General features: G+C 69.1%; 16 protein-coding genes and 1 rRNA gene. 5 read left to right on the forward strand and 12 right to left on the reverse strand.

The genetic code is table 11. The features are described from left to right. Positions 1 to 88 precede the first annotated feature (88 nt). The 3 genes from rrf (at position 89) to AC6EUH_RS06305 (ending at position 1,601) form a co-directional block, all read left to right on the forward strand. Positions 89 to 205: ribosomal RNA gene (gene rrf, locus AC6EUH_RS06295) — 5S ribosomal RNA — on the forward strand. Positions 206 to 359: 154 nt separating this feature from the next. Beyond that, complete coding sequence (locus tag AC6EUH_RS06300) at positions 360 to 1,205, forward strand: SDR family NAD(P)-dependent oxidoreductase (RefSeq protein ID WP_056427137.1); 846 nt, start codon at positions 360 to 362, stop codon at positions 1,203 to 1,205. A gap of 93 nt (positions 1,206 to 1,298) precedes the next feature. Continuing rightward, a complete protein-coding gene (locus AC6EUH_RS06305) occupies positions 1,299 to 1,601 on the forward strand; it encodes an excalibur calcium-binding domain-containing protein (protein ID WP_499738113.1) in 303 nt (100 codons plus the stop codon). Positions 1,602 to 2,220: 619 nt separating this feature from the next. Here AC6EUH_RS06305 and AC6EUH_RS06310 read toward each other — a convergent pair. The 7 genes from AC6EUH_RS06310 to AC6EUH_RS06340 form a co-directional block, all read right to left on the reverse strand. After that, the gene (locus tag AC6EUH_RS06310) at positions 2,221 to 4,116 is read right to left on the reverse strand and encodes a putative bifunctional diguanylate cyclase/phosphodiesterase (RefSeq protein ID WP_499738114.1); all 1,896 of its coding nucleotides are present in this window, start codon (positions 4,114 to 4,116) and stop codon (positions 2,221 to 2,223) included. A gap of 211 nt (positions 4,117 to 4,327) precedes the next feature. After that, the gene (locus tag AC6EUH_RS06315) at positions 4,328 to 6,430 is read right to left on the reverse strand and encodes a putative bifunctional diguanylate cyclase/phosphodiesterase (protein WP_499738115.1); all 2,103 of its coding nucleotides are present in this window, start codon (positions 6,428 to 6,430) and stop codon (positions 4,328 to 4,330) included. A gap of 139 nt (positions 6,431 to 6,569) precedes the next feature. Then, entirely contained in the window at positions 6,570 to 8,741 is a 2,172-nt protein-coding gene (locus AC6EUH_RS06320) for a putative bifunctional diguanylate cyclase/phosphodiesterase (RefSeq protein WP_499738116.1), read from the reverse strand. A gap of 179 nt (positions 8,742 to 8,920) precedes the next feature. Next, complete coding sequence (locus AC6EUH_RS06325; RefSeq protein ID WP_499738117.1) at positions 8,921 to 10,348, reverse strand: UDP-glucose dehydrogenase family protein; 1,428 nt, start codon at positions 10,346 to 10,348, stop codon at positions 8,921 to 8,923. Beyond that, on the reverse strand, positions 10,345 to 11,508 hold the full coding sequence (locus tag AC6EUH_RS06330) for a glycosyltransferase family 4 protein (RefSeq protein WP_499738118.1): 1,164 nt from the start codon (positions 11,506 to 11,508) through the stop codon (positions 10,345 to 10,347). The genes AC6EUH_RS06325 and AC6EUH_RS06330 overlap by 4 nt, the downstream gene beginning before the upstream one ends. Before the next feature lie 544 nt (positions 11,509 to 12,052). Then, positions 12,053 to 12,256, reverse strand: coding sequence for an NfeD C-terminal domain-containing protein (locus AC6EUH_RS06335; RefSeq protein ID WP_499738119.1), 204 nt, complete (start codon positions 12,254 to 12,256; stop codon positions 12,053 to 12,055). A gap of 44 nt (positions 12,257 to 12,300) precedes the next feature. After that, entirely contained in the window at positions 12,301 to 13,737 is a 1,437-nt protein-coding gene (locus AC6EUH_RS06340) for a flotillin family protein (protein WP_499738120.1), read from the reverse strand. A 250-nt stretch (positions 13,738 to 13,987) separates the two neighbouring features. Between AC6EUH_RS06340 and AC6EUH_RS06345 the strand changes: the two genes are divergently transcribed. Continuing rightward, positions 13,988 to 15,370: a phenylacetate--CoA ligase family protein gene (locus AC6EUH_RS06345; RefSeq protein WP_499738121.1), complete on the forward strand. Its 1,383-nt coding sequence runs from the start codon at positions 13,988 to 13,990 to the stop codon at positions 15,368 to 15,370. 237 nt (positions 15,371 to 15,607) lie between these two features. On the opposite strand, the gene AC6EUH_RS06350 is transcribed toward AC6EUH_RS06345, so the two are convergent. Further along, complete coding sequence (locus AC6EUH_RS06350) at positions 15,608 to 16,471, reverse strand: HNH endonuclease (protein WP_499738122.1); 864 nt, start codon at positions 16,469 to 16,471, stop codon at positions 15,608 to 15,610. 55 nt (positions 16,472 to 16,526) lie between these two features. Between AC6EUH_RS06350 and AC6EUH_RS06355 the strand changes: the two genes are divergently transcribed. Beyond that, on the forward strand, positions 16,527 to 16,706 hold the full coding sequence (locus tag AC6EUH_RS06355) for a hypothetical protein (RefSeq protein WP_499738123.1): 180 nt from the start codon (positions 16,527 to 16,529) through the stop codon (positions 16,704 to 16,706). A gap of 203 nt (positions 16,707 to 16,909) precedes the next feature. Here the strand turns inward: AC6EUH_RS06355 and fdxA are convergent, their stop codons facing one another. Genes fdxA through AC6EUH_RS06375 form a run of 4 tightly spaced genes read right to left on the reverse strand, consistent with a single transcriptional unit; the run spans position 16,910 to position 20,462 of the window. Next, the gene (fdxA, locus tag AC6EUH_RS06360; RefSeq protein WP_499738124.1) at positions 16,910 to 17,230 is read right to left on the reverse strand and encodes a ferredoxin; all 321 of its coding nucleotides are present in this window, start codon (positions 17,228 to 17,230) and stop codon (positions 16,910 to 16,912) included. A 6-nt stretch (positions 17,231 to 17,236) separates the two neighbouring features. After that, positions 17,237 to 18,715, reverse strand: coding sequence for an aldehyde dehydrogenase family protein (locus AC6EUH_RS06365; protein WP_499738125.1), 1,479 nt, complete (start codon positions 18,713 to 18,715; stop codon positions 17,237 to 17,239). Between the two features lie 35 nt (positions 18,716 to 18,750). Next, positions 18,751 to 19,536, reverse strand: coding sequence for an SDR family oxidoreductase (locus AC6EUH_RS06370; protein ID WP_056432886.1), 786 nt, complete (start codon positions 19,534 to 19,536; stop codon positions 18,751 to 18,753). Then, the gene (locus AC6EUH_RS06375; RefSeq protein WP_499738126.1) at positions 19,536 to 20,462 is read right to left on the reverse strand and encodes a dihydrodipicolinate synthase family protein; all 927 of its coding nucleotides are present in this window, start codon (positions 20,460 to 20,462) and stop codon (positions 19,536 to 19,538) included. Before AC6EUH_RS06375 ends, AC6EUH_RS06370 begins: the two co-directional genes overlap by 1 nt. Positions 20,463 to 20,491: the final 29 nt, after the last annotated feature.

Consider the following 20,491-nt stretch of genomic DNA (forward strand, 5'->3'; position numbering starts at 1 on the left):
CTGCACCAGCATCACCGGTGCAGGAAGTTGTAACCACAAGATTTCCCACCACCACACCCCAGGGCGTGGACGGAACGGGAGCAAGGGTTACGGCGGTCATAGCGTGGGGGAAACGCCCGGTCCCATTCCGAACCCGGAAGCTAAGACCCACAGCGCCGATGGTACTGCACCCGGGAGGGTGTGGGAGAGTAGGTCACCGCCGGAACATCATTAAGGTCGAGGACCCCCAACCACGTTGGGGGTCCTCCCGCATTTAACCCCGAAATCAACAGCGGGAACGTTGGTCAGCCCGGCGTCGTTGTGGTTCGGTAGGCTCGATGTCGACAGCCAGTTACCGCTTCCTCACAAAGGACTCCTTCATGACCGCTCGGACCATTGTCATCACCGGCGCCAGCGACGGCATCGGCGCGTCCGCCGCACGCACCCTGAGCAAACGGGGGGAGCAGGTGGTGGTGGTCGGGCGCTCCGCGGAGAAGACCCAACTGATCGCGGCAGAGATCGGTGCGGACCATTTCATCGCCGACTTCGCGGAGCTGGCCCAGGTGCGCCGGCTTGCAGCGCAGCTCAAGGAAAAGTACCCGCGAATAGACGTCCTGGCGAACAACGCCGGCGGCATTATGGGCAAGCGTGAACTCACCGTGGACGGCCACGAGAAGACCTTCCAGGTCAACCACCTGGCCCCGTTCCTGCTGACCACCGAGCTGATGGACGTCCTCACCGCCAGCAACGCCACCGTCATCAACACCTCCAGCGCCGCCAACGGATTCGGCAAACTGGACCTGTTCGACCTCGACTCGGCCCAAGGCTACTCCACCAACCGGGCGTACGGCACCGGGAAACTCGCGAATATCCTTTTCACCAGTGAGCTCCACCGTCGCTTCAGCGCCGAAGGGATCAGGACTGCGTCGTTCCACCCCGGCGTCGTAGCCACCAACTTTGCGGCGGAGTCCACCAGTCCGATGCGGCACGCCTACAAGACGATCCTCAACCGTTTCCTGCTGAGCCCCGAACAGGGCGCGGACACACTTGTGTGGCTCGCCACGGCCACGCCCGGGCAGGACTGGATCTCCGGTGCGTACTACGCCAAACGCGCGCTGGCCAAAGCCAACAAGCAGGCCTACGATGCCGAACTGGCACGGGAGCTGTGGGAGCGCAGCGCGGCCATGGTGGCGCAGGAGCTCGACAAGCTGGATCCGCGCGGCTGACCTTGTCCCGCATGGGCGGAAATCTGGGTTAGCATTTCATTGCGCCTCGCCGACACGCGGCCGAGGGCTTCTATTGGGGGAGGGCTCTCGAACGTGCGCCTGAAAAAACTGCTGATTGTCTCGCTCGCGGCCAGCGCCGTCGTGCTGAGCGGCACGGCCGTGCCGGCATCTGCCGCACCCGCGCCAAAGTCCTACAAGAACTGCACGGAGCTCAACAAGGTCTACCCGCACGGCGTGGGCCGCAAGGGCGCCAAGGACAAGACCACCGGCAAGCGGGTCACCAACTTCCGCGTGGACAACACCCTCTACGGATACAACGACGGCGGCGCGGTCCGGCACCGCGGCGAGTACGACCTCGACCGTGACAACGACGGCATCGCCTGCGAAAAGCGCTGAATCGAATGCGCACAAATGGCCCCGGCCACTGGCCGGGGCCATTTGTGCTTAAAAGTGGCCTGAGCGGGCGTCGGGGTGGCCAGGACAGGCCCTGGGTGCGCCTGTTCCCGCTATCGGTCCGCGACGATGTTCCAGCCCAATTCCTGGCTAGGGCGCACGGAGACGTCCGCGCCAGGTCGCGGTGCAACGGGCTGACACCGGGTTGCAGCGAAGTACAAGTGGGCAGGAACGTCGGGCGCGCAGCGGTGGTCGCGGAGGGTGACTGGCAGACCGGCGCCACGGCGCCCCCGCAGACGCCCCCGTGCTGTTCAGCCAAGGGCGCCGTTCCAGCCCAGTTCCTGGCGGGGGCGCACGGGGACAGCCGTGCCATGACGCGGCAGACCGGGCGTAACGACGTCCCGCCGGATCTGCGGGAGCGTCGGTGGTAATCCCGCCGGATCTGTGGGAGCGTCGGTGGTAATCCCGCCGGATCTGCGGGAGCGTCGGTGGTAATCCCGCCGGATCTGCGGGAGCGTCGGCGGTAATCCCGCCGGATCTGCGGGAGCGTCGGCGGTAATCCCGCCGGATCTGCGGGAGCGTCGCCGCCAGGCCCGCAGAACCTGCTGGAGCGACGCCGGAACTAACGCCCGGCGTCGACCTTGTCGATCGCCGTGAGCGCGCTCTCCATCGTCCCGGCCAGCTCGCTGGCCGGGGCTGGCTTGGCGAACAGGTAGCCCTGCAGGGAGTCACACCCGCGCTCCATGAGGTACCGGGCCTGCGCCGGCGTTTCGATGCCCTCGGCCGTGACCTTCAGGCCCAGGGCATGGGCGGCGTTGATCATGGTTCCGAAGAACGGGAGCTGTTCCTGGCCGGTCTTGATCATGGCCACAAAGGAGCGGTCGATCTTGACCTTGTCCAGCGGCAACTCCTTGAGCCGGCCCAGGGACGCGTAGCCGGTGCCGAAGTCGTCCATCGCGATCCGCACGCCGGCCTCCCGCAGCTGCCGCAGCTGGCGGAGCACGTCCGAGTCCGACTCGAAAAATACACTTTCGGTCAGTTCCAGCATGAGCTGGCGCGGATCCACGCCGGTGGACGCCACAATCGCAAGCACGTCGGTGGCGAAGTCGCGGTTCTGGAACTGCAGGCCCGAGACGTTCACCGCCACGCTGTACGCGGCGTCGCCGGCCAGCCAGGGCCGGATTTCGGCGCAGGCCCGGCGCATGACCTCGTCGCCGATCTCGCGGATCAGCCCGCTCTGCTCGGCCACTGGCAGGAATTGGTTGGGCGGAACCAGCCGGCCGTGCCGCTCCCACCGCGCGAACGCCTCGAACTGCACCACGGCCCCGAGCCCGGGCGACACCACGGGCTGGTAATGGACCGAGATCTGGCCCAGCTCCACCGCCTGCCGGAGCCCCGCCTGACCGTCCGCCTTGGCGGTCACAGTGTTCAGCATCTCCGGCCGGAACCGCAGCCAGGCGTTCTTGCCCCCGGTCTTCGCCGCCGTCATCGCTGCGTCGGCCTGCCGCAGCAGTTCCGCGCCGTCCAGCGTCTGGGCGGTCCTGGACGCCAGGCCCATGCTGACGCCCGGCCGGACCAGGGAGCCGCCCACGCGCAGCGGCTCGTACAGGGACTCGGAGATCCGCTTGGCCACGGCGTCGGCGTTGAGGCATTCGGTCAGGAGCACCACAAACTCGTCGCCGCCGAGCCGGGCCACAGTGTCGTGCGGCCGCACACAGTTGCGGAGCCGGCTGGCGACCTCCACCAGCAGCTCGTCCGCGGAGGAACGGCCCAGCATGTCGTTGAGGTTCTTGAAGTCATCCAGGTTCAGCAGCAACACATCCACCGGGTCCGGCCGGCGCAGCGCCGCGGCGAGCCGCTCGTTGAACAGGGTGCCGTTGGGCAGCGACGTCAGCGGATCACGCAGCACCCCGGCCCGCAGCTGGTCATCGTGCCCGGCGAACGCGGCGGGTACGGCGGCGGAGGCCGCCAGGGTACGACGGCGGTGCGCCGCGGCATCCGCGGAAGCCCCCGCGGCGCCGTGAAGTGTGCCGGCAGTCCCGGCGTCGGCCGCACTGTGGACTGCACTGCCGGAGGCCCGGACGCCGGCAGACCCCGCCGTGAGGTGCCCGGAGGGCGAAACCGTGCCGTTCCCGGAGGGCGCAACCGGGCGGTGCCCGGTGCCGCGGACCGAAAGCGCGACGGACCGCGCCGCCGGCCCCGCACCGGCGTCGGGCGGCAGCAGTGAGCAGGTGATTTCGACCGGGAGCTCGGTGCCGTCGGCGCGGCGGCCGGAACCGGCGAAAGGCTGGCGGGAACGGGGCGCGGAGGCGACCAGGCCGGCGAGGACACCATGGAAGGGTTCGCGGGAGGCCTCGGCCAGGATCAGGGACGAATCGGCGCCCAGCAGCTGGGCCCGGGAGTAGCCGAAGAGCTCCTCGGCGGCGGCGTTCAGGAAGGAGATGGCGCCGTCCGGATCGAGCAGCAGCAGCGGGTCGGGGCTGTGCTCCAGCAGTAGTTGTGCGAGTCCGGATTCCATGTGTTTTGCCTGCCCCCAAGCGACGAAAGTGAAGTGGCAGCCACCCCTTGCGGAGAACAAGGCCGGCTGCGCTCACTGAATCATATGTGGTGCGGGCGCTGCACGTGATACGCGTCATTCAGCGGCCATCTTTGTGTCGCCCCCGCGGGCCAACCAAGCGGTTTAACGGACCACGGCACCCAGCGATACAACGCCAGTCGGAACCGGCCGGCTACACCGGCAGCGGAACACCCTCCAGCGCCGCGATGGCCGCGAGGGAGCTGCGGATGCCGAGCTCGCGGCGCGATTCGGGCTGCGGACGGGAGAACAGGTAGCCCTGCAGGGCGTCGCAGCCGTGATCCATCAGGTAGCGGGCCTGCTCCGGGGTTTCGATGCCCTCGGCCGTGACCTTCAGGCCCAGGCTGCGGGCCATGTGGATCATGGAGGTCAGGATGGGCAGCTTTTCGGTCCCGGTGCGCAGCATGGAGACAAAGGACTTGTCGATCTTGACGACGTCCACGGGGAGCTCCTGCAGCCGGCCCAGCGAGGAGTAGCCGGTGCCGAAGTCGTCCAGGGCCACCCGGATCCCGGCCCCGCGCAGGGTCACCAGCTGGGTGATGACGTGGCACTGGGCGTCGAAGAAGACGCTCTCTGTCACTTCGAGCACCAGCTGGTGCGGGTCCACGCCGCTCCACGCCGCGATGTCCAGGACCCGTTCGGCGAAGTCCGGGTGCTGCAGCTGCACACCGGAAACGTTCACGGCCAAGGTCCGGCGCGGGTCCTCGGCGAGCCAGGGCTGCAGCTCGGTGCAGCTGCGCCGCAGCACTTCCGCCCCGATCTCCCGGATCAGGCCGCTGCGCTCCGCGGTCTGGATGAACTGGTCCGGCGGCATCAGCTGGCCTTCCCACTGCCAGCGGGCCAGGGCCTCGAACTGCACCACCTCCAGCTGCTCGGTGGACACCACCGGCTGGTAGTGCACGGTGATCTGCCCCAGTTCCACGGCCCGCCGCAGCCCGGCGGTCAGCTGGGTGCGCTCCAGCAGCGCCGCGAGCATCTCCGGCCGGAAATGCACGTAGCAGTTCTTGCCGGCCTCCTTCGCCGCGTACATGGCCAGGTCCGCCTGGCGCAGCAGCTCCGAGGACGTCATGGTCCCGGGGCCGCGCGAGGCCACCCCCAGGCTCAGGCCCGGCCGCATCAGGGTGCCTTCGATGGACACCGGGGCGTTCAGGGCCGCCACCACGCGCTGGGCGACGGCGTCGGAATCGTTGCAGTCCACCAGCAGGACGACGAATTCGTCCCCGCCGAGGCGCGCCACGGTGCCGTGCGGCCCAACGCAGTTCTGCAGCCGCCGCGAGACCTCCACGAGCATCTGGTCCCCGGCGTGGTGGCCCAGGACGTCGTTGACTTCCTTGAAATCGTCCAGGTCCAGCAGCAGCACGTGCACCGGCCCGGGGGTCAGCAGCGCGGCGGCCGCGCGGTCATTGAAGAGCATCCGGTTCGCCAGGCCCGTCAGCGGATCCTGGAAGGCCAGCTCCTTGAGTTTGTCCGTCTGTTCGGCGAGTTCCTCCATGGCGCGGCGGGCCTGGTCCTGGGCGCGCTGCCGCGTGGTGATGTCGCGGAAATTCCAGATCCGGCCCACGATCACGTCCGCGACCTTCTGCGGCCGGGAGTAGAGCTCCACGCTGCGGCCATCCTTGAACTCCAGCACGTCGTGGCTCTGCTTCACCCGGTCGGTGTGCAGCTCCGCGACCTTCTGCAGGAAGTAGTCCGGATTGGCCAGCTGGCGGGAGATGAAGGTGACCAGCGCCGTCGGGTCCTCCGCCGCGATCAGCTCCGGCGGCATGCCCCACATCTTGAGGTACTGGTCATTGACCCCGGTGATCTGGCCGTCGTTGGAGACCACCACAATCCCGTCGGCGGTGGTCTCCAGCGTGGCATCGAGCAGCGAAACCGCCAGCCGCCGGCCCGAGTCGGTGTCCTCCCGGTGGCTGCCGTCCCGGACGGCCACCGCCATGGCCGGGCCGCCGTCGGCCGTTACCAGCGAGCACGTGATCTCCAGCGGCAGTTCGCTGCCATCCCGACGCCGGCCTGCCGCCGCGAACGGCCGGCGGCCCGCCGCGCTGCCGCGCCCCAGCCGGCCAAAGACCCGCAGGAACCCGCCGCGCTCGTCCTCGGAGAGCAGGATGTTGTGCCCGACGCCGAGCAGCTGTTCGCGCGGATAGCCAAACAGTCGCTCGGCCGCCGAATTCACGAACGCGATGGTTCCGTCCGCGGTCAGCAGCAAGAAAGCATCGGGGCCCTGCTCGAGCAGGCTTTCTTCAATCCCAGTTCCCACGGCGTTACCGGCCCCCAAAGCGACGGATGTTGACAGACATGACGAGCAGTCCGACGGCGGCGCCGCGGACAAAGTGTTTCCTGCATCATAGGGTCCATTGCGCCTGTGTCCAGCATCACAGGGCCGGACTTTTCGCAGGTCAGCGGCGTCCGGCCACCCGGTCACCGCGGAGGGCGGCGAATGCGCCGGCGGAACGGGCGATAGCGGCGGCCAGGGCGGGCTCGGCTTCGGGGCCGGAAAACAGGAACCCCTGCAGGGAATCGCAGTCCAGGTTCATCAGGTATTCGGCCTGCGCCGCCGTCTCCACCCCCTCCGCCGTGACGGTCAGGCCCAGGCCGTGGGCCATGCTGACCATGCAGCTGAGGATCGGCAGGTTTTCGTTGCCGGTGTGGATCATAGACGTGAAGGACTGGTCGATTTTGAGCGTGTCCACGGGCAGGTCCTGGAGCCGGCCGAGGGAGGAGTAGCCGGTGCCGAAGTCATCCAGGGCCACCCGCACTCCGGCCTTGCGGAGCGCGACGAGCTGCTGGATGACGTGGCAGTCGTCGTCGAAGAACACACTCTCGGTGACCTCCAGGACCAGCTGCCGCGGATCCACCCCGCAGGATTCGGTGACGGCCAGCACCAGCTCGGCGAAGTCACCGTGCTGCAGCTGGACCCCGGAGACGTTGACGGCGAGCGACCGCGAAGAATCTTCCGCGAGCCAGGGCTTCAGCTCGGTGCAGCCCTTCAGGAGGACCTCGGTGCCGATCTCGACGATCAGCCCGCTGCGCTCCGCCGCCGGGATGAACTGCTGCGGCGGGACGGTTTCGCCGTCGCGCTCCCAGCGGGCCAGCGCCTCGACCTTGACCACAACGCCGAGCCGGGACGAGACGATCGGCTGGTAGTGCACGGCGATCTGGCCGGCGTCCACGGCCACCCGCAGCCCGGCCTCCAGCGCCGTGCGCTCCACGAGTGACTTCATCATCTCCGGCCGGAACCGCAGGTACCGGTTCTTTCCGGCAGTCTTCGCGGCGTACATGGCGACGTCGGCGCGGCGCAGCAGCTCGGAGGCGTCCACGGCGTCCTCGTTGATGGACGCCAGCCCCAGGCTCAGGCTGGGGCGCAGCATGGTCCCGTCGATCCAGAGCGGGACCCGCAGGGCTTCGACGATCCTCTTGGCCACCGCCTCGGCGTCCAGCGAGCCGACCAGGAGCACTACGAATTCGTCGCCGCCCAGGCGTGCTACAACGTCGTTCGGGCGGACACACTCGCGCAGCCGGCGGCCCACCTCGATCAGCATCTGGTCGCCGGCGTGATGGCCCAGGATGTCGTTGACTTCCTTGAAGTCGTCCAGGTCCAGGAGCAGGACGTCGACGGCAGTGCCGTACGGCCCGCACAATGCCGCCGCGAGGTGGTCGTTGAAGAGCTGGCGGTTGGACAGGCCGGTGAGCGGGTCCTTGAACGCGAGGTCCTTGAGCTGCGCGGCCTGCTCGGCGAGGTCGGCCATGGCCTGGGTGATCCGGTCCTGCGCGATCCGGGCCGGGGTCACGTCCCGGAAGCTCCAGACGCGGCCCACCACCTTGTCCGCGACCTTCTGCGGGCGGGAGTAGCGTTCGAAGGTCCGGCCGTCGCGGAAGTCCAGGACGTCATGGCTCTCCGCGGAGGGGGCGGCGTAGAGCGCGGTGACTTTCTCGACGAACTGCCCGGGATCCACCAGCTGGTCCAGGACGAAGCCCAGTACGGCCTCGTCGTCCTGGGTGGCCAGGAGCTCCCGCGGGATGCCCCACATGGAGATGAACTGGTTGTTCACGCCGGCGATCCGCCCGTCGCCGCCGACCACCAGAATGCCGTCGGCCGTGGACTCCAACGTGGCGCTGAGCAGGGACATGGCTTCGCGCAGGCCCGCGTCGGCGGCCTGCCGGTGGGAGGTGTCACGGACGGCGACTGCCATGCTGACGGGGGCGTCCTCGCTATCCTGGGCCAGCAGCGAGCAGGCCACTTCGCCCTGGAACTCGGTGCCGTCGCGCCGCAGCCCGTAGGCCTCGACCGGGTGGAAGGAGGGGGTGGTGTCGGTGTGGGGGGCGGCGGGAGAGGCGTCGGCGTCCTTGCGGAGGGCGAAGAAGATGCGCTGGAGGCCGCTGCGGAAGCCTTCGGCGAGGAGCATCCGGTGATCCCGGCCCAGGAGCTCGTCGCGGGTGTAGCCGAACATGCGTTCCGTGGCGGCGTTGACGCGGAGGATGGTGCCGTCCTCGGTGACCACCAGGAGGGCATCCGGGCTGGATTCCAGCACCGCCTCGATGCCGGGCGCCGGGTATGGGGAAGCTGTCACGCGGCAACCGCCGAGCGAATGTGAGACCACCGGTATTTCATTGAAAAGCCCTCCCCTCAGGAAATCATAGGGGTCGCACCGCCGGGCGGGGTCCAAGAAGGGATGGCGCGGCGTTTTGGGGGACGGGGTTTGGCGGGTTCAGCGGGGGGCCGGTTATCCCGGCCGGTGCCCCGCGGCGCTCAGGCCGGTGGTGATGGTTCCGGCGGTGTGCCCCCGGCCCAGGCCGCGGACCGTCCAGCCTTCCGCCTCCCAGACGGAGGCGTCCAGCACGTTGCGGGCGTCCAGGAGGGCCCGGCGCCGGCCGGTGAGAGCCCCGTGTACTCATCCCACTCGGTCAGCAGCAGCACCAGTTCCGCGCCGTCCAGCGCCTGGGCCGTGGACGGCTCGAAACGCAACTGCGGGAAGCGCAGCCACGCGTTGTTGATCGCGGCGGGGTCCGTCACGGTGACATGCGCGCCGGCCGACGCCAGCTGCAGGGCGACATCCAGGGCAGGGGAATCGCGGATGTCGTCCGTGTCCGGTTTGAAAGCCGCGCCGAGCACCGTGACACGGCGGCCGCCAAGCTGGCCGCCGCACAGTTCCCGCGCCACCGCGACCGTGCGGGAACGCTGGTCCCGGTTGATGGCATCCACCACGTCCATCCACCGGTTCACCGAGTCCACGCCCAGTCCCGCCGCCTGGACCCGGAGCGAACGGATGTCCTTGGGCAGGCAGCCGCCGCCGAACCCCAGCCCGGCGTGGAGGTACCGGCCGCCGATGCGCGGATCGAGGCCCATGGCCGCGCCCAGCTGTTTCACGTCGGCGCCCGTAGCGTCACAGAGCTCGGCCATCGCGTTGATGAAACTGAGCTTCGTGGCCAGGTACGCGTTCGACGCCGACTTGATCAGTTCCGCCGTGGCGAAGTTGCAGACCAGCCGCGGAATCCCGGCGGCCAGCAGGGGAGCGTAGACGGCGTCGAGGGCCGCGGTGAGTGCTGCGCCGGAGTCCGCTGGGCGGGTGTTGCCCGTGTTGATGGCGGGGCGAGTGAGGCCGGGGCGGGTAGCGCCGTCGTCGGAGTTGTTGGGGCGGGCGGAAGCGGGGTCCCGAGGCTCGCCGTCCTCCGGGACGCCGTAGACCAGGCGGTCCGGGACCAGCGAGTCCTTGACCGCGGTGCCCTGGCGCAGGAATTCGGGGTTCCAGCCCAGGAGCACGTCCGGCCGCGGGGACAGCACACCGCGGAGCATGTCCACCGTTCCGACCGGAACCGTGGATTTGCCCACGACGGCGGATCCGGCGGCCAGGTGGGGGAGCAGCGCATTCGTGGCGGCGACGAGGTAGCTGAGGTCGGCGCCGTCGGACGTCTTGGACTGCGGCGTGCCCACACAGAGGAAATGCAGCTGGGCGCCGGCCGCGTCCGCGAAGTCCGTGGAGAAGCTGAGCCGGCCGGTGGTGATGCCGTCGCGCAGGAGCTCGTCCAGCCCGGGTTCGAAGAACGGCGCCGTGCCGCGGCCCAGCTGCCCGACTTTGCCGGCGTCGACGTCGATCCCCACCACGGTGTGGCCCATCGACGCGAGGGTGGCCGCGTGCACGGCTCCCAGGTACCCGCAGCCGATCACGGAAATTTTCACAGGGCGACTCCTTGAGGGGTGGTGCTGGTTGTACGGCTTGCACGGGGGACACTGGCGAGGACCGCCTCGTAGTGCTGGACCAGCTCGGCGCCCAGGGCGGACCATGTCCGGCCCTGGACCGAAGCGTGGGCCGCCGCTGCGAAGGCGCGGCGCTTGGCGTCGTCGCCCATCAGGTCCGCCACGCGGGCGCGCAGCGCGGCCAGGTCGCCCGGCTCGTACAGCCAGCCGGTGCGGGAGTTTTCGACGAGGTCCAGTGGGCCGCCGCGGCCCGTGGCGACCACCGGCACGCCCGACGCCATCGCCTCCTGGATGGTCTGGCAGAAGGTCTCGAACTCGCCGGGGTGCACGAAGAGGTCGAAGGATGCCACCGCGCGGGCCAGCTCCTCGCCGCCGAGGAACCCGGTGAAGACCGCGTCCGGCAAGGCGTCCTCGAGGGCCTGGCGCTGGGGGCCGTCGCCCACAATCACCAGCCGGGTGCCGGGGACATCTGCCAGCACGGCGAGGTCCTGCACCTGCTTTTCGACCGCGAGCCGGCCCACGTAGCCGATGATGCGCTCGCCGGCCGGGGCGACGCTGCCCCGCCAGCCGGCGTCGCGCTTGTCCGGGGAGAACCGCTGCGTGTCCACGCCGCGCCGCCACATCTCGACGCGCGGAATGCCGCGGCCGCGAAGCTGGTTGAGCGCGAAGCTGGAGGGCACCAGCGTCCGGGCCGCGAGCAGGTGGATGTTCTCCACCCGGTTCCAGGCCCAGTTCTCCAGGAAGGGGACGCCGTACCGCCCGGCGTAGCCCGGGACCTCGGTCTGGTAGATGGCGACGGCGGGGATCCCCAGCTGCTGGGCGGCCTGCGCAGCCCGCCAGCCGAGCACGAACGGCGACGCCAGGTGGACCACGTCCGGTGCATACTCGGCAAGGATTCGCTTGACCCGGTTGACACCGCCCATCGCCACACGGACGTTCGCGTAGCCGGCCAGCGGCACCGAGGGCAGCCGATGGACATGCGCCCCGTAGACCTCGGTGGGAGTTCCCGTGTCCTGCGTGGACGGCGCGATCACGAGCACCTCGTCCCCGCGCTCCTGCAGATGCTCCAGGACCCGCAGGATCGAGTGGGTTACCCCGTTCATCAGCGGCAGGAATGACTCAGCAACAATTGCGATCCTCACCCCTCCACCCTGCGGGGGCTGGCTTGCGGCGCGGGGTGGGCAGGGTGGCGGCCGGGCGAAGAGTGGGTTAACGGGGTGTGCGCTGGGTGCTGGGTGCTGGGTGCTGGGTGCTGGGGTGAGGCGGGAGGTGCGGGCGTGCGCCCGCTGGGCATGCGGATACGGAACCGCTGGGCATGCCCTCCGGTGGGGCCAAGGCTTGGACATAATCCCTATATGCCCTCTCGCGGAGCCAAGAATGAGCATGTCCACCCGATGCGCGCTCCGCTGATTGTTGCCTGGCCACCGGGCCACTGGGCATGCCCTCCGGCGAGGCCAAGGCTTGGACATAATCCCTTCATGCCCTCTCGAGGCCGCGAAGAATGAGCATGTCCACCGAGGTGCGCGCTCCGCTGATTGTTGCCTGGCCACTGGACCACTGGGCATGCCCTCCGGCGGGGCCAAGGCTTGGACATAATCCCTATATGCCCTCTCGAGGCCGCGAAGAATGAGCATGTCCACCCGCAGCGGGCAGTGTACCGAGCGTGCCGAACCTGGGATGGCGCTTCTACACGGGGAAGTCCTTCCTCAGGACATCCGGCAGTTCATCAACGTAGACGGTTTGTGGGGGCTCGTAGTAGATCACCAGGACCTCCTCGCCCACGCCGAAGACACTGGTCTTGTCGAACGGGTGGGCGTGGAAGGCGCTGGTTCCGCCACGGAACGGGAGCATGACTTCGCCGATGGTGCCCGGCGCGATGCGTCCGGTCACCCGTCCGATTTTGCCGGTGAGGCTCCGGTCAACGTCCCTGTGCATTAGGCATCCGGGGCTTTCGGCGGCCGCTTTGCATCCTCCCGGCCGTTCCTCAGCGAGGACCTGAGCGCGGGGAGATAGTCGCCCACCTGGGACAGGATTCCGCCGATCATGCGGTTGATGCCCTCGCCGCCGTTGAGGACGGTGAACTGGCCGACATGGGCGAAGGGCTCAGCTGCAGCCGCGACGATGGCCGGCATGTTTTCCGCCAGCTGCTGGGAAATGACGGCGTCCTGGTTGGTGCCCAGGGCTTCGGCGCGTGCCTTGATGCCGTCCGCCTCGGCCAACGCCTTGGCCTTGATCGCCGAGGCGGCAGCATCGCCGCGGGCCTTCGTGGCCGCAGCCTCCGCCTCGCCGGTAACCCGGGTGGCTCCGGCCGCGGCGGCCGCAGCCGTGGCATTGGCGTTGGCCTGGAGTTCCGTGCGCCGGGCATTGACCTCTGCTTCGAGTTCCGTGCGGCGGGCCAGCGCCTCGGCGGCGCTGATGTCGGCGGACTTCTGGCCCTCGGCTTCGGTACGCTTCGCATACGCCTTGGCATCGGCGGGCTTGCGGACGCTGGTCTGCAGTTTCTGTTCCTCCCGGTCGGCCTCGAGCTTGGCCACCTCGGTCTCCTGGACCACCACCTGCTGGCGGGCTGTCGCGTCGGCGAGGGGCCCTGCCTGGGCGGCGTGAGCTTTGGCCCGTTCGGCATTGGCCTGCGCCTCGGATTGCCTGATGGCCGAGATGCTCCGTGCGTCCGCGATCAGTGCCTCCGCTTCGGCTTCCTTTTCCGCAGCCTCACGGTTCCTGGTGGCCTCGGCGATGCGCGCCTCCATCTTGACCTGGGCGATATGAGGTTTGGCGATGTTCTCGATGTAGCTTGTGGGATCCTGCAGGTCCTTGATCTGGAGCGAGTCGACCACGAGTCCGAGCTTTTCCATTTCGACGCCGCTGGCGCTCCGGACCTGTGACCCGAGTTTGTCGCGCTCGCGGATGATTTCCTCCATGGTCATGCTGCCTATGATCGAGCGCAGGTGCCCCTCGAAGACGTTGTAGACCTGGCTTTCCATTTTGGGCTGCTGGCCGAGGAAGCGCCGCGCGGCGTTGGCGATGAACGGCGGGGCGTCCCCGATCTTGTAGATGACAACACCTTCGACAATCACCTGGATGCCCTGCGACGTCACGCAGGAGACTTTGAGCTCGGTTTCATTGAGGGTCAGGGACAGGGTCCTGACGGTCTGCAGCCCGGGAAACACGAGCGCGCCCTTGCCGGTGACGATCTTGAAGTCCATTCCCTCCCTGGTATCCAGGGTTCCCCGCGTCAGCCCCGAGATGATGAGGGCCTCATTGGGTTCAGCCACTTTCCACATCAGTTTTGTCGTCATCCAAATAACGGCGATGACAACCGCCGCCGTGATGAGCGTGGCAATTAGCGGGAAGAATACTGAAAAATCCGGCATAACCAGGTCCTTTCGCGATGCTGGAAAAGGTGGTGCGGCACGGCCCCCAACGGCGCCGCTGATAGAACCCGGCCGGACCGGAATGCGGAAGTCCAGGGCCGCCAATCCGGCTGTTGTAGACAGTCTGATGCGCTCCCCGCCGTAAAGTCCAGCGATTGGATGGCGCGGGGACGAAAGCCCCTGTGAGGGCATCTGCCGGCGTGGCAGGGTGGGCGTGGGGCCGCCGGCCAGCCCGGAAAGGTGATTCGCGATGCGTGGTGTCTTTGGAACGACGGCGGCGATCGCCTGGGATGTCTGGCGCGCTGAGGGGGAAGGCCCGGAAGGGATCGCCCGCCGGCAGCAGGCCCGGCTCGCGGAACTCGTGGCTTTTGCCCGGTCCGCTTCGCCTTTTTACCGCCACTTGTATCGGGACGCTCCGGACGACGTCGCGGATGCGCGGCAGCTCCCGCACGTAGGCAAGCGGGAGCTGATGGAGAACTTTGATGACTGGGTGACGGACCCGAACATCACTTTGGCGAGGCTGAAGACAGAGTTGCTCTCCGACCTCTCCCAACTTGGGAGGGCCTACCGCGGGAAGTACCTGGTGGTGACCACGTCCGGCACAACGGGGGAGCCGGCCGTCTTGGTTCACGACCGGATCTCGTGGGTGGTGGTGAACCTGGTGGTCCGGATCCGCGAGCGACGGACCCTGGTCAGGGCCGGGGAAGTGCGAAGGCTTCTGCGGCGGGGGCCGCGGGCCGCTGCCCTTGTCGCCGGAGGCGGCCACTTCGCGGGTGTGGTCCTGACGGAATCCGCCCGACGTCGGGCCGCCGCCGTCGCCCGGAGGGTCCGGGTCTTCTCCGTCCTGAGGCCGCTTCCGGAGCTGGTGGCTGAACTCAATGAATTCAATCCCACCCTGCTCTACGGGTATCCGAGCGCCATGATCCAACTGGCCTCGGAGCAACGGGCCGGGCGGCTCAGGATCCGTCCCGTCCTGGCCATCAGTTCCGGCGAGAACTTGTCGGCGACCGGACGTGCGGCCATCGAAGCCTCGCTCGGCTGCCGGGTGACTGAACGCTATCTTTCCTCGGAGGTCCCGGCCCTGACCAGCCAGTGCCGGAACGGCGCGTTCCACGTCAATGCTGACTGGTACATCCTGGAGCCGGTCGACGAGAACTACCAGCCCGTCCCCGCCGGCGTCCGGTCCTACACGGCGCTCGTCACCAACCTGGCCAACCGGGTGCAGCCCATCATCCGCTATGACCTCGGCGACCGGGTCACGCTCGCGACATCCCCGTGCCCCTGCGGCAGTCCCTTCCCTGCCGTGACAATCGAAGGCCGTGCCGGGGACCTGGTCTCCTTCGAGGCGCCGGACGGGCGCGCGGTCACCGTCCTCCCGCTGGCACTGGGCACGGTCATCGAGGAGACTGCCGGAGTACGCCGGTTCCAGGCGATCCGCACCGGGCCGGGAACCTTGCGCCTGCGGCTGGAGACGGAGCCCGACGCCGACAGGGCACAGGTGCAGACGGCAGTCGAGCAGCGATTGGGCAGCTTCTTCGCGACGCAGGGGACCGGACCGATCGCCATCGACCATGCAGATGAACCGCCCCGGACCGACCGCAGCGGCAAGTTCCGGCAGGTCTGGTCCGCGTAAGGGCGCGCCGCGGACGGGTCGACGTCGTCACGGCGCGGAGGTCGACCGGCACTGCCGGGGCAGGCATGCTTCGGCCCGAGACTCGACGTCGGCCAGCCTCGACGTCGGCCCGAGCCTCGACTCCGGCCAGCCTCGACTTGGGCCCGAGACCCGACGTCCACCGGGTGGAGGAACGATTCGCCACAGATGGCCCCAATGCCACCGCGCGAAGCGGCCCTATGCGATTAACGGCTGCAGTTACTGCGGTCCCAGAAGCTCCCGGGCGGCGCGCTGGGCTTCCAGCTCTTCGGGACTGACGGTGGTTCCGCGGAGGAAACCGGCGTCGCCGATGATGCGGCGCAGCTCGGCCACGGTCCGCGGCGTGCTCACGCCCTGGTGCGCCATGGCGTGGCAGTTGGCGCAGAGCGGGACGAGGTCGGAGATGGGATCGAGCTGGTAGCTGCTGCCGAGCTGGGACACCGGGACGACATGGTGGACGTGGATGAAGTCCTTGCCGATCTCGCCGTACGTCTGTTCGAAGGAGAACCCGCAGGCGGCGCAGCTGGTGCCGTGGTGGGCAATGCAGGCCCGGCGCGCCTCCGGACTTCGTTCGTAGCGGTTGACCTCGACTCTGGTGACGGCGCCTTCCGGATAGGTCCCGGGCGCAGCTTCTGTGGGATCTGGCGCCGGCTGGAGCCGGAAATCGCCCCACAGCGCGCGGATATTGGCTTCCTCTGACGGTTCGACGGCGAGCCCTGAACCGAACACGCTGCCCCAGGGGACCCCAGGCACAGTCTCCTTGAGAACTGCGGAGGCTATCTGGTCGCCCAAGGGAAGGAGGGAATCGAAAGCCACCTGCACGTACATCGCGGTTTTCGCTGGTTCTGCATAGTGCGGCCCAGGTTCGGCGTGCTCCGAGAGCACCACGCCGTGGCCGATGAGTCCGCGGCCGCGGTCTCCCTGCAGGAGCAGCCAGGCGTCCGTTCCCGCGGCAATGTTCCGGTGGCGGCCCACGCTCCACCGCTCAAGGTGCAATCCGGTCGCGGCCACGCGCTCGACGACGGCGGCGTAGTTCCAGTCGTTCCAGCGGTCGGGGTTCCAGCCCAGGATGATGGCGGTCATCCGGCCATTCTCGCAGGCGCGGACCGCAGTAAAATGGATATCAGAGGTGTTGGACATGACCGGGTCCTTTGTAGTCCTGCTGATCATCCTGGCGGCGGTTGCCCTGTACGCCATCGTTGGCACGGTGGTGATGGTGGTCCGTGACGGCCGCGGGCACATTCCGGCGGAGAAGTCCGACCGGCCCTGGACCGCGGGGAACCTGCCGAGCCTGCCGTACTCCCTGGTCCGCTTCTAACCGATGCCCTAGCCGCCCGAAATGCGGGCGCTTCGACGCGGATGGCCGCCAAGCGATGGTGCTGGGCGGCCATTCGTGGGGGATGGTTTGGTGCGGGGCGGCGTCTGGACGCAAACGGCCGCTCAGCGAGGAGGCTTAGCGACCGTCTGTGCCGAATGGCGGGTTCTCAGCGTGCGCAGCCAGCGGGCCGGCTCAGCGCGCAGTCAGCGGGCCAGCACCGGCTCACCCGCCACCACCGCGTGGTCGCGGCCCAGTTTCCCGAGCGCCGAGGCGCCCTGCGGCGACCCCAGCTCCTCGAAGAACTCCACGTTGGCCCGGACGTAATCGGCCCACTCGTCCGGCACGTCGTCCGAGTAGTAGATCGCTTCCACCGGGCAGACCGGATCGCAGGCGCCGCAGTCCACACACTCGGACGGGTGGATGTAGAGCGCGCGTTCGCCCTCGTAGATGCAGTCCACCGGGCATTCGTCGATGCAGGCCTTGTCCTTTACATCCACGCAGGGTTGCGCGATCACGTACGTCACGGCGCGCTACACACCCGTGTAGACGGTCTTGCCCCAGGTGAAGAAGTCCAGCGCGGACTTCCCCTGCTCCCGGAACGTGTTGGTGGAGGAGTCCTTCACGCCGCCGAACGGGACGTTGAGGTCCAGGCCGGCCGTCGGACGGTTGACCTTGATGACGCCGGCCTGCGCCCGCGCCGCGAAGTCCGTGGACAACGCCAGGGAGTCGGTGCAGATGCCGGCGGTGAGGCCGTAGCGGGAATCGTTGATCGCGGCCAGGCCGGCTTCGTAGTCGGCGACCTCCAGCACGGCCACGACTGGTCCGAAGATCTCCTCGGTCACGGCGGCGTCGTCGAACGGCAGGTCGGTGAGCACGGCGGCCGGGAAGAGGAGCGGCCCGGCGGGGTCGCCGTCGTGCGCACCGGCCAGCAGGACAGCGCCGCGGTCGACGGCGGAGCGCACCGCGGCCTGGTTCTGCTCGAACTGCTGCGGGCTGACCACGGCCCCCATGGCCGCGTCCATGCCGTCGCCGGGGGTGTAGGCGGCGGCTTCCTCGGTGAGGGCCTCGAGGAACGCGGCACGGATGCCGGGGGTGACGTAGACGCGGGACGTCGCGGTGCAGGCCTGGCCGGTGAGTCCGAACGCGCCGGCGGCGACCACCTTGGCGGCCTTGCGGGGATCGGCGTCGTCCAGGACCAGCACGCCGTTCTTGCCGCCCATCTCCAGCTGCACCCGGGCGCGGCGGGCGTTCAGGATCTCCTGCAGGCCCAGGCCCACCGCCGTCGAGCCGGTGAAGGACAGCCCGGCGATGCGCGGGTCGCGGGCCAGGGCGTCGCCCACCACGCGGCCCTTGCCGTGCACCACGTTGAACACGCCGGCCGGCAGCCCGGCGTCCTGCAGGGCGCGGGCGAGGTGGGTGGCGGAGAGCGGGGTGAGTTCGGCTGGCTTGATGACCACGGCGTTGCCGCTGATCAGCGCGGGGGCGGACTTCCAGGCCGGGATGGCGATGGGGAAGTTCCACGGGGTGATGAGCCCGACGACGCCAAGTGCCTCGCGGCGGGTGGTGATGGTGGTGTCCGGCAGGCCGCTGGGCAGGACTTCGCCGGTGGCGGCCCAGCCGAGGGAGCCGAAGAAGCGCAACACGTCGGACGCGCGCTTGACCTCGCCCTTGGCCTCCGCGAGGGTCTTGCCTTCCTCGCGGACCAGGTCCTCGGCGATGGCGGTCTGGCGGTCCAGGAGCAGGTTGCCGGCGGCCATCAGGATGGCGCCGCGGGACGGGGCGGGCAGGGCGGCCCAGGCCGGCTGGGCGGCGGCGGCCGCGGTGATGGCGGCGTCGACGTCGGCGGCGGTGCCGCTGGGGGAGAGGGCGGCGAGCTCGCCGGGGCGGGCAGGGTTCATCCGTTCGGTGTCCGCGTCGCCGAGCCATTCGCCGTTGATGAGGTGCCGGGCGGTGATGAGCGCACGGTCGGTGGAGGTGGCCGTGGTGTGGTCTGTTGCCGTGGAAGTCATGGGGTTCCTTCGGGTCGTGGGAGAGGGCGGGACGTTTAGAGGCTGCGGATCAGGCCGCCGTCGCACCTGAGCGCGATGCCGGTGATGTAGGACGCCGGGGCGCTGCAGAGGAACGCGGCGGCGGCGCCGAATTCCTCGGGTTCGCCGTAGCGGCGGGCGGGGATGGTCTTGCGGGATTCGAGCTGGATTTCCTCGACGGTGGTGCCGCGGCGTTTGGCGGCGGCCTGGTCCAGTTCGGCCACACGGTCGGTGGCGATCCGGCCGGGGAGGAGCATGTTCACCGTGACGGCGTCGAGTGCCACCTCGGCGGCGAGGGTCTTGAGGTAGCCGGCCAGGGCCGCGCGCCCGGTGTTGGACACGGCCAGGTTGGGCAGGGGAGCCACCACGCCGCTGGAGCCGACGGCGAGGATCCGGCCCCAGCGCCGTTCCCGCATGCCGGGCAGCACGTGTGAAACGAGCGCGTGGTGCGGTTTGACCAGCAGCTCGAAGGCCGCGGCGATGTCGTCGGCGCTGAGGGTGGCAGCCGCACCGGGCTTGGGGCCCGGGCCGTTGAGCACCAGGATGTCGATGGGTCCCAGCGCTTCGACCGAGCGTTCGACGGCGGTTGCCACCCCTGCCGGGGTGCTCAGGTCGGCCTCTATTCCGATGGCGTGGTGCCCGTCGGCCTCCAGCTCGGCAGCGATCTCCTTGGCACGGTCCAGCCGGCGCCCGGTGACGGCGACGCGCACGCCTTCCCCGGCGAGGGCGCGGGCGATCGCGAGTCCCAGGCCGCCGGTGGAGGCGGCGACGAGGGCGGTCTTGCCGCTGATTCCGAGATCCATCAGAAGCTCCCCGCCGTGGTGAAGGCCGGGCGCGCGTCCAATGCCGCGGCGGCTTCCGCCAGATGATTGAGCATGCTCAGCCGGAGGACCTCCGGGAACGGTGCCCCCGGGGCGCGGACGCCGGCGTCGGCGATCAACCCGCGCTGGCGCAGGCACTCCTTCCGGACGGGCAGCGCAATGCGGGCCTGCTGCTCGAAGTTGATCAGCGGCAGGTAGGGCAGCAGGGCATCGCGGGCGGCCGCGTACCCGTCGCTCTGCCAGGCGCGGACGCAGGCGATGAGCGCTTCGGGGTAGGAGAAACCGGTCATGGCCCCGGCCGCCCCGGACAGGAGCTCGTCCAGCAGCCCCTGGCCGCCGAGTCCGCCGAACACGGACACATCAAACGCCGCGGTGAGCTGCGCGATGGCCACGGACGTGGGCGGGGCCTCCGCCTTGACCGCGATGACAAAGCGGCAGGCCTGCACCACGTTGATGAGGGACCCGGTGCTGATGCTGACGCCGCTGGCCAGGGGATAATCCTGCAGCACCACCTTCGCGCCGGTGGCCTGGTGGATGGCGTTCAGGTGCGCCACCACCACCGCGGGGTTGGCGGAGTTGGCCTGCACCATCACGGCGGCCAGCCGCTCGCCGGCCACGGCTTGCGCCGCCCGGATTTCCTCGACGGCGGTGCCGGTGTAAAGCGAGGTCACACCCACCACGAGGGGCAGGCCGGTTTCCTCGACGGCGACCTCAAGGACCAGGCTGCGTTCGGCTGCCGTCAGCGCGGCGGCCTCGCCGAACACGCCCAGGACGGTGAGGCCGGTGGCGCCGATGGATTCGTAGTACTCCACGAGCCCGGCCAGGCTGTCGGTGTCGACATCCAGGGTGCTGCCCTGGAACGGCGTGGCGACGACGCCCCACACTCCGGGTGCCAGTGACTCCCGCATCGGATTCTCCTTAACTGGTTGTTCGTGCA

It is taken from the genome of Arthrobacter sp. 001422645, assembly GCF_059816125.1.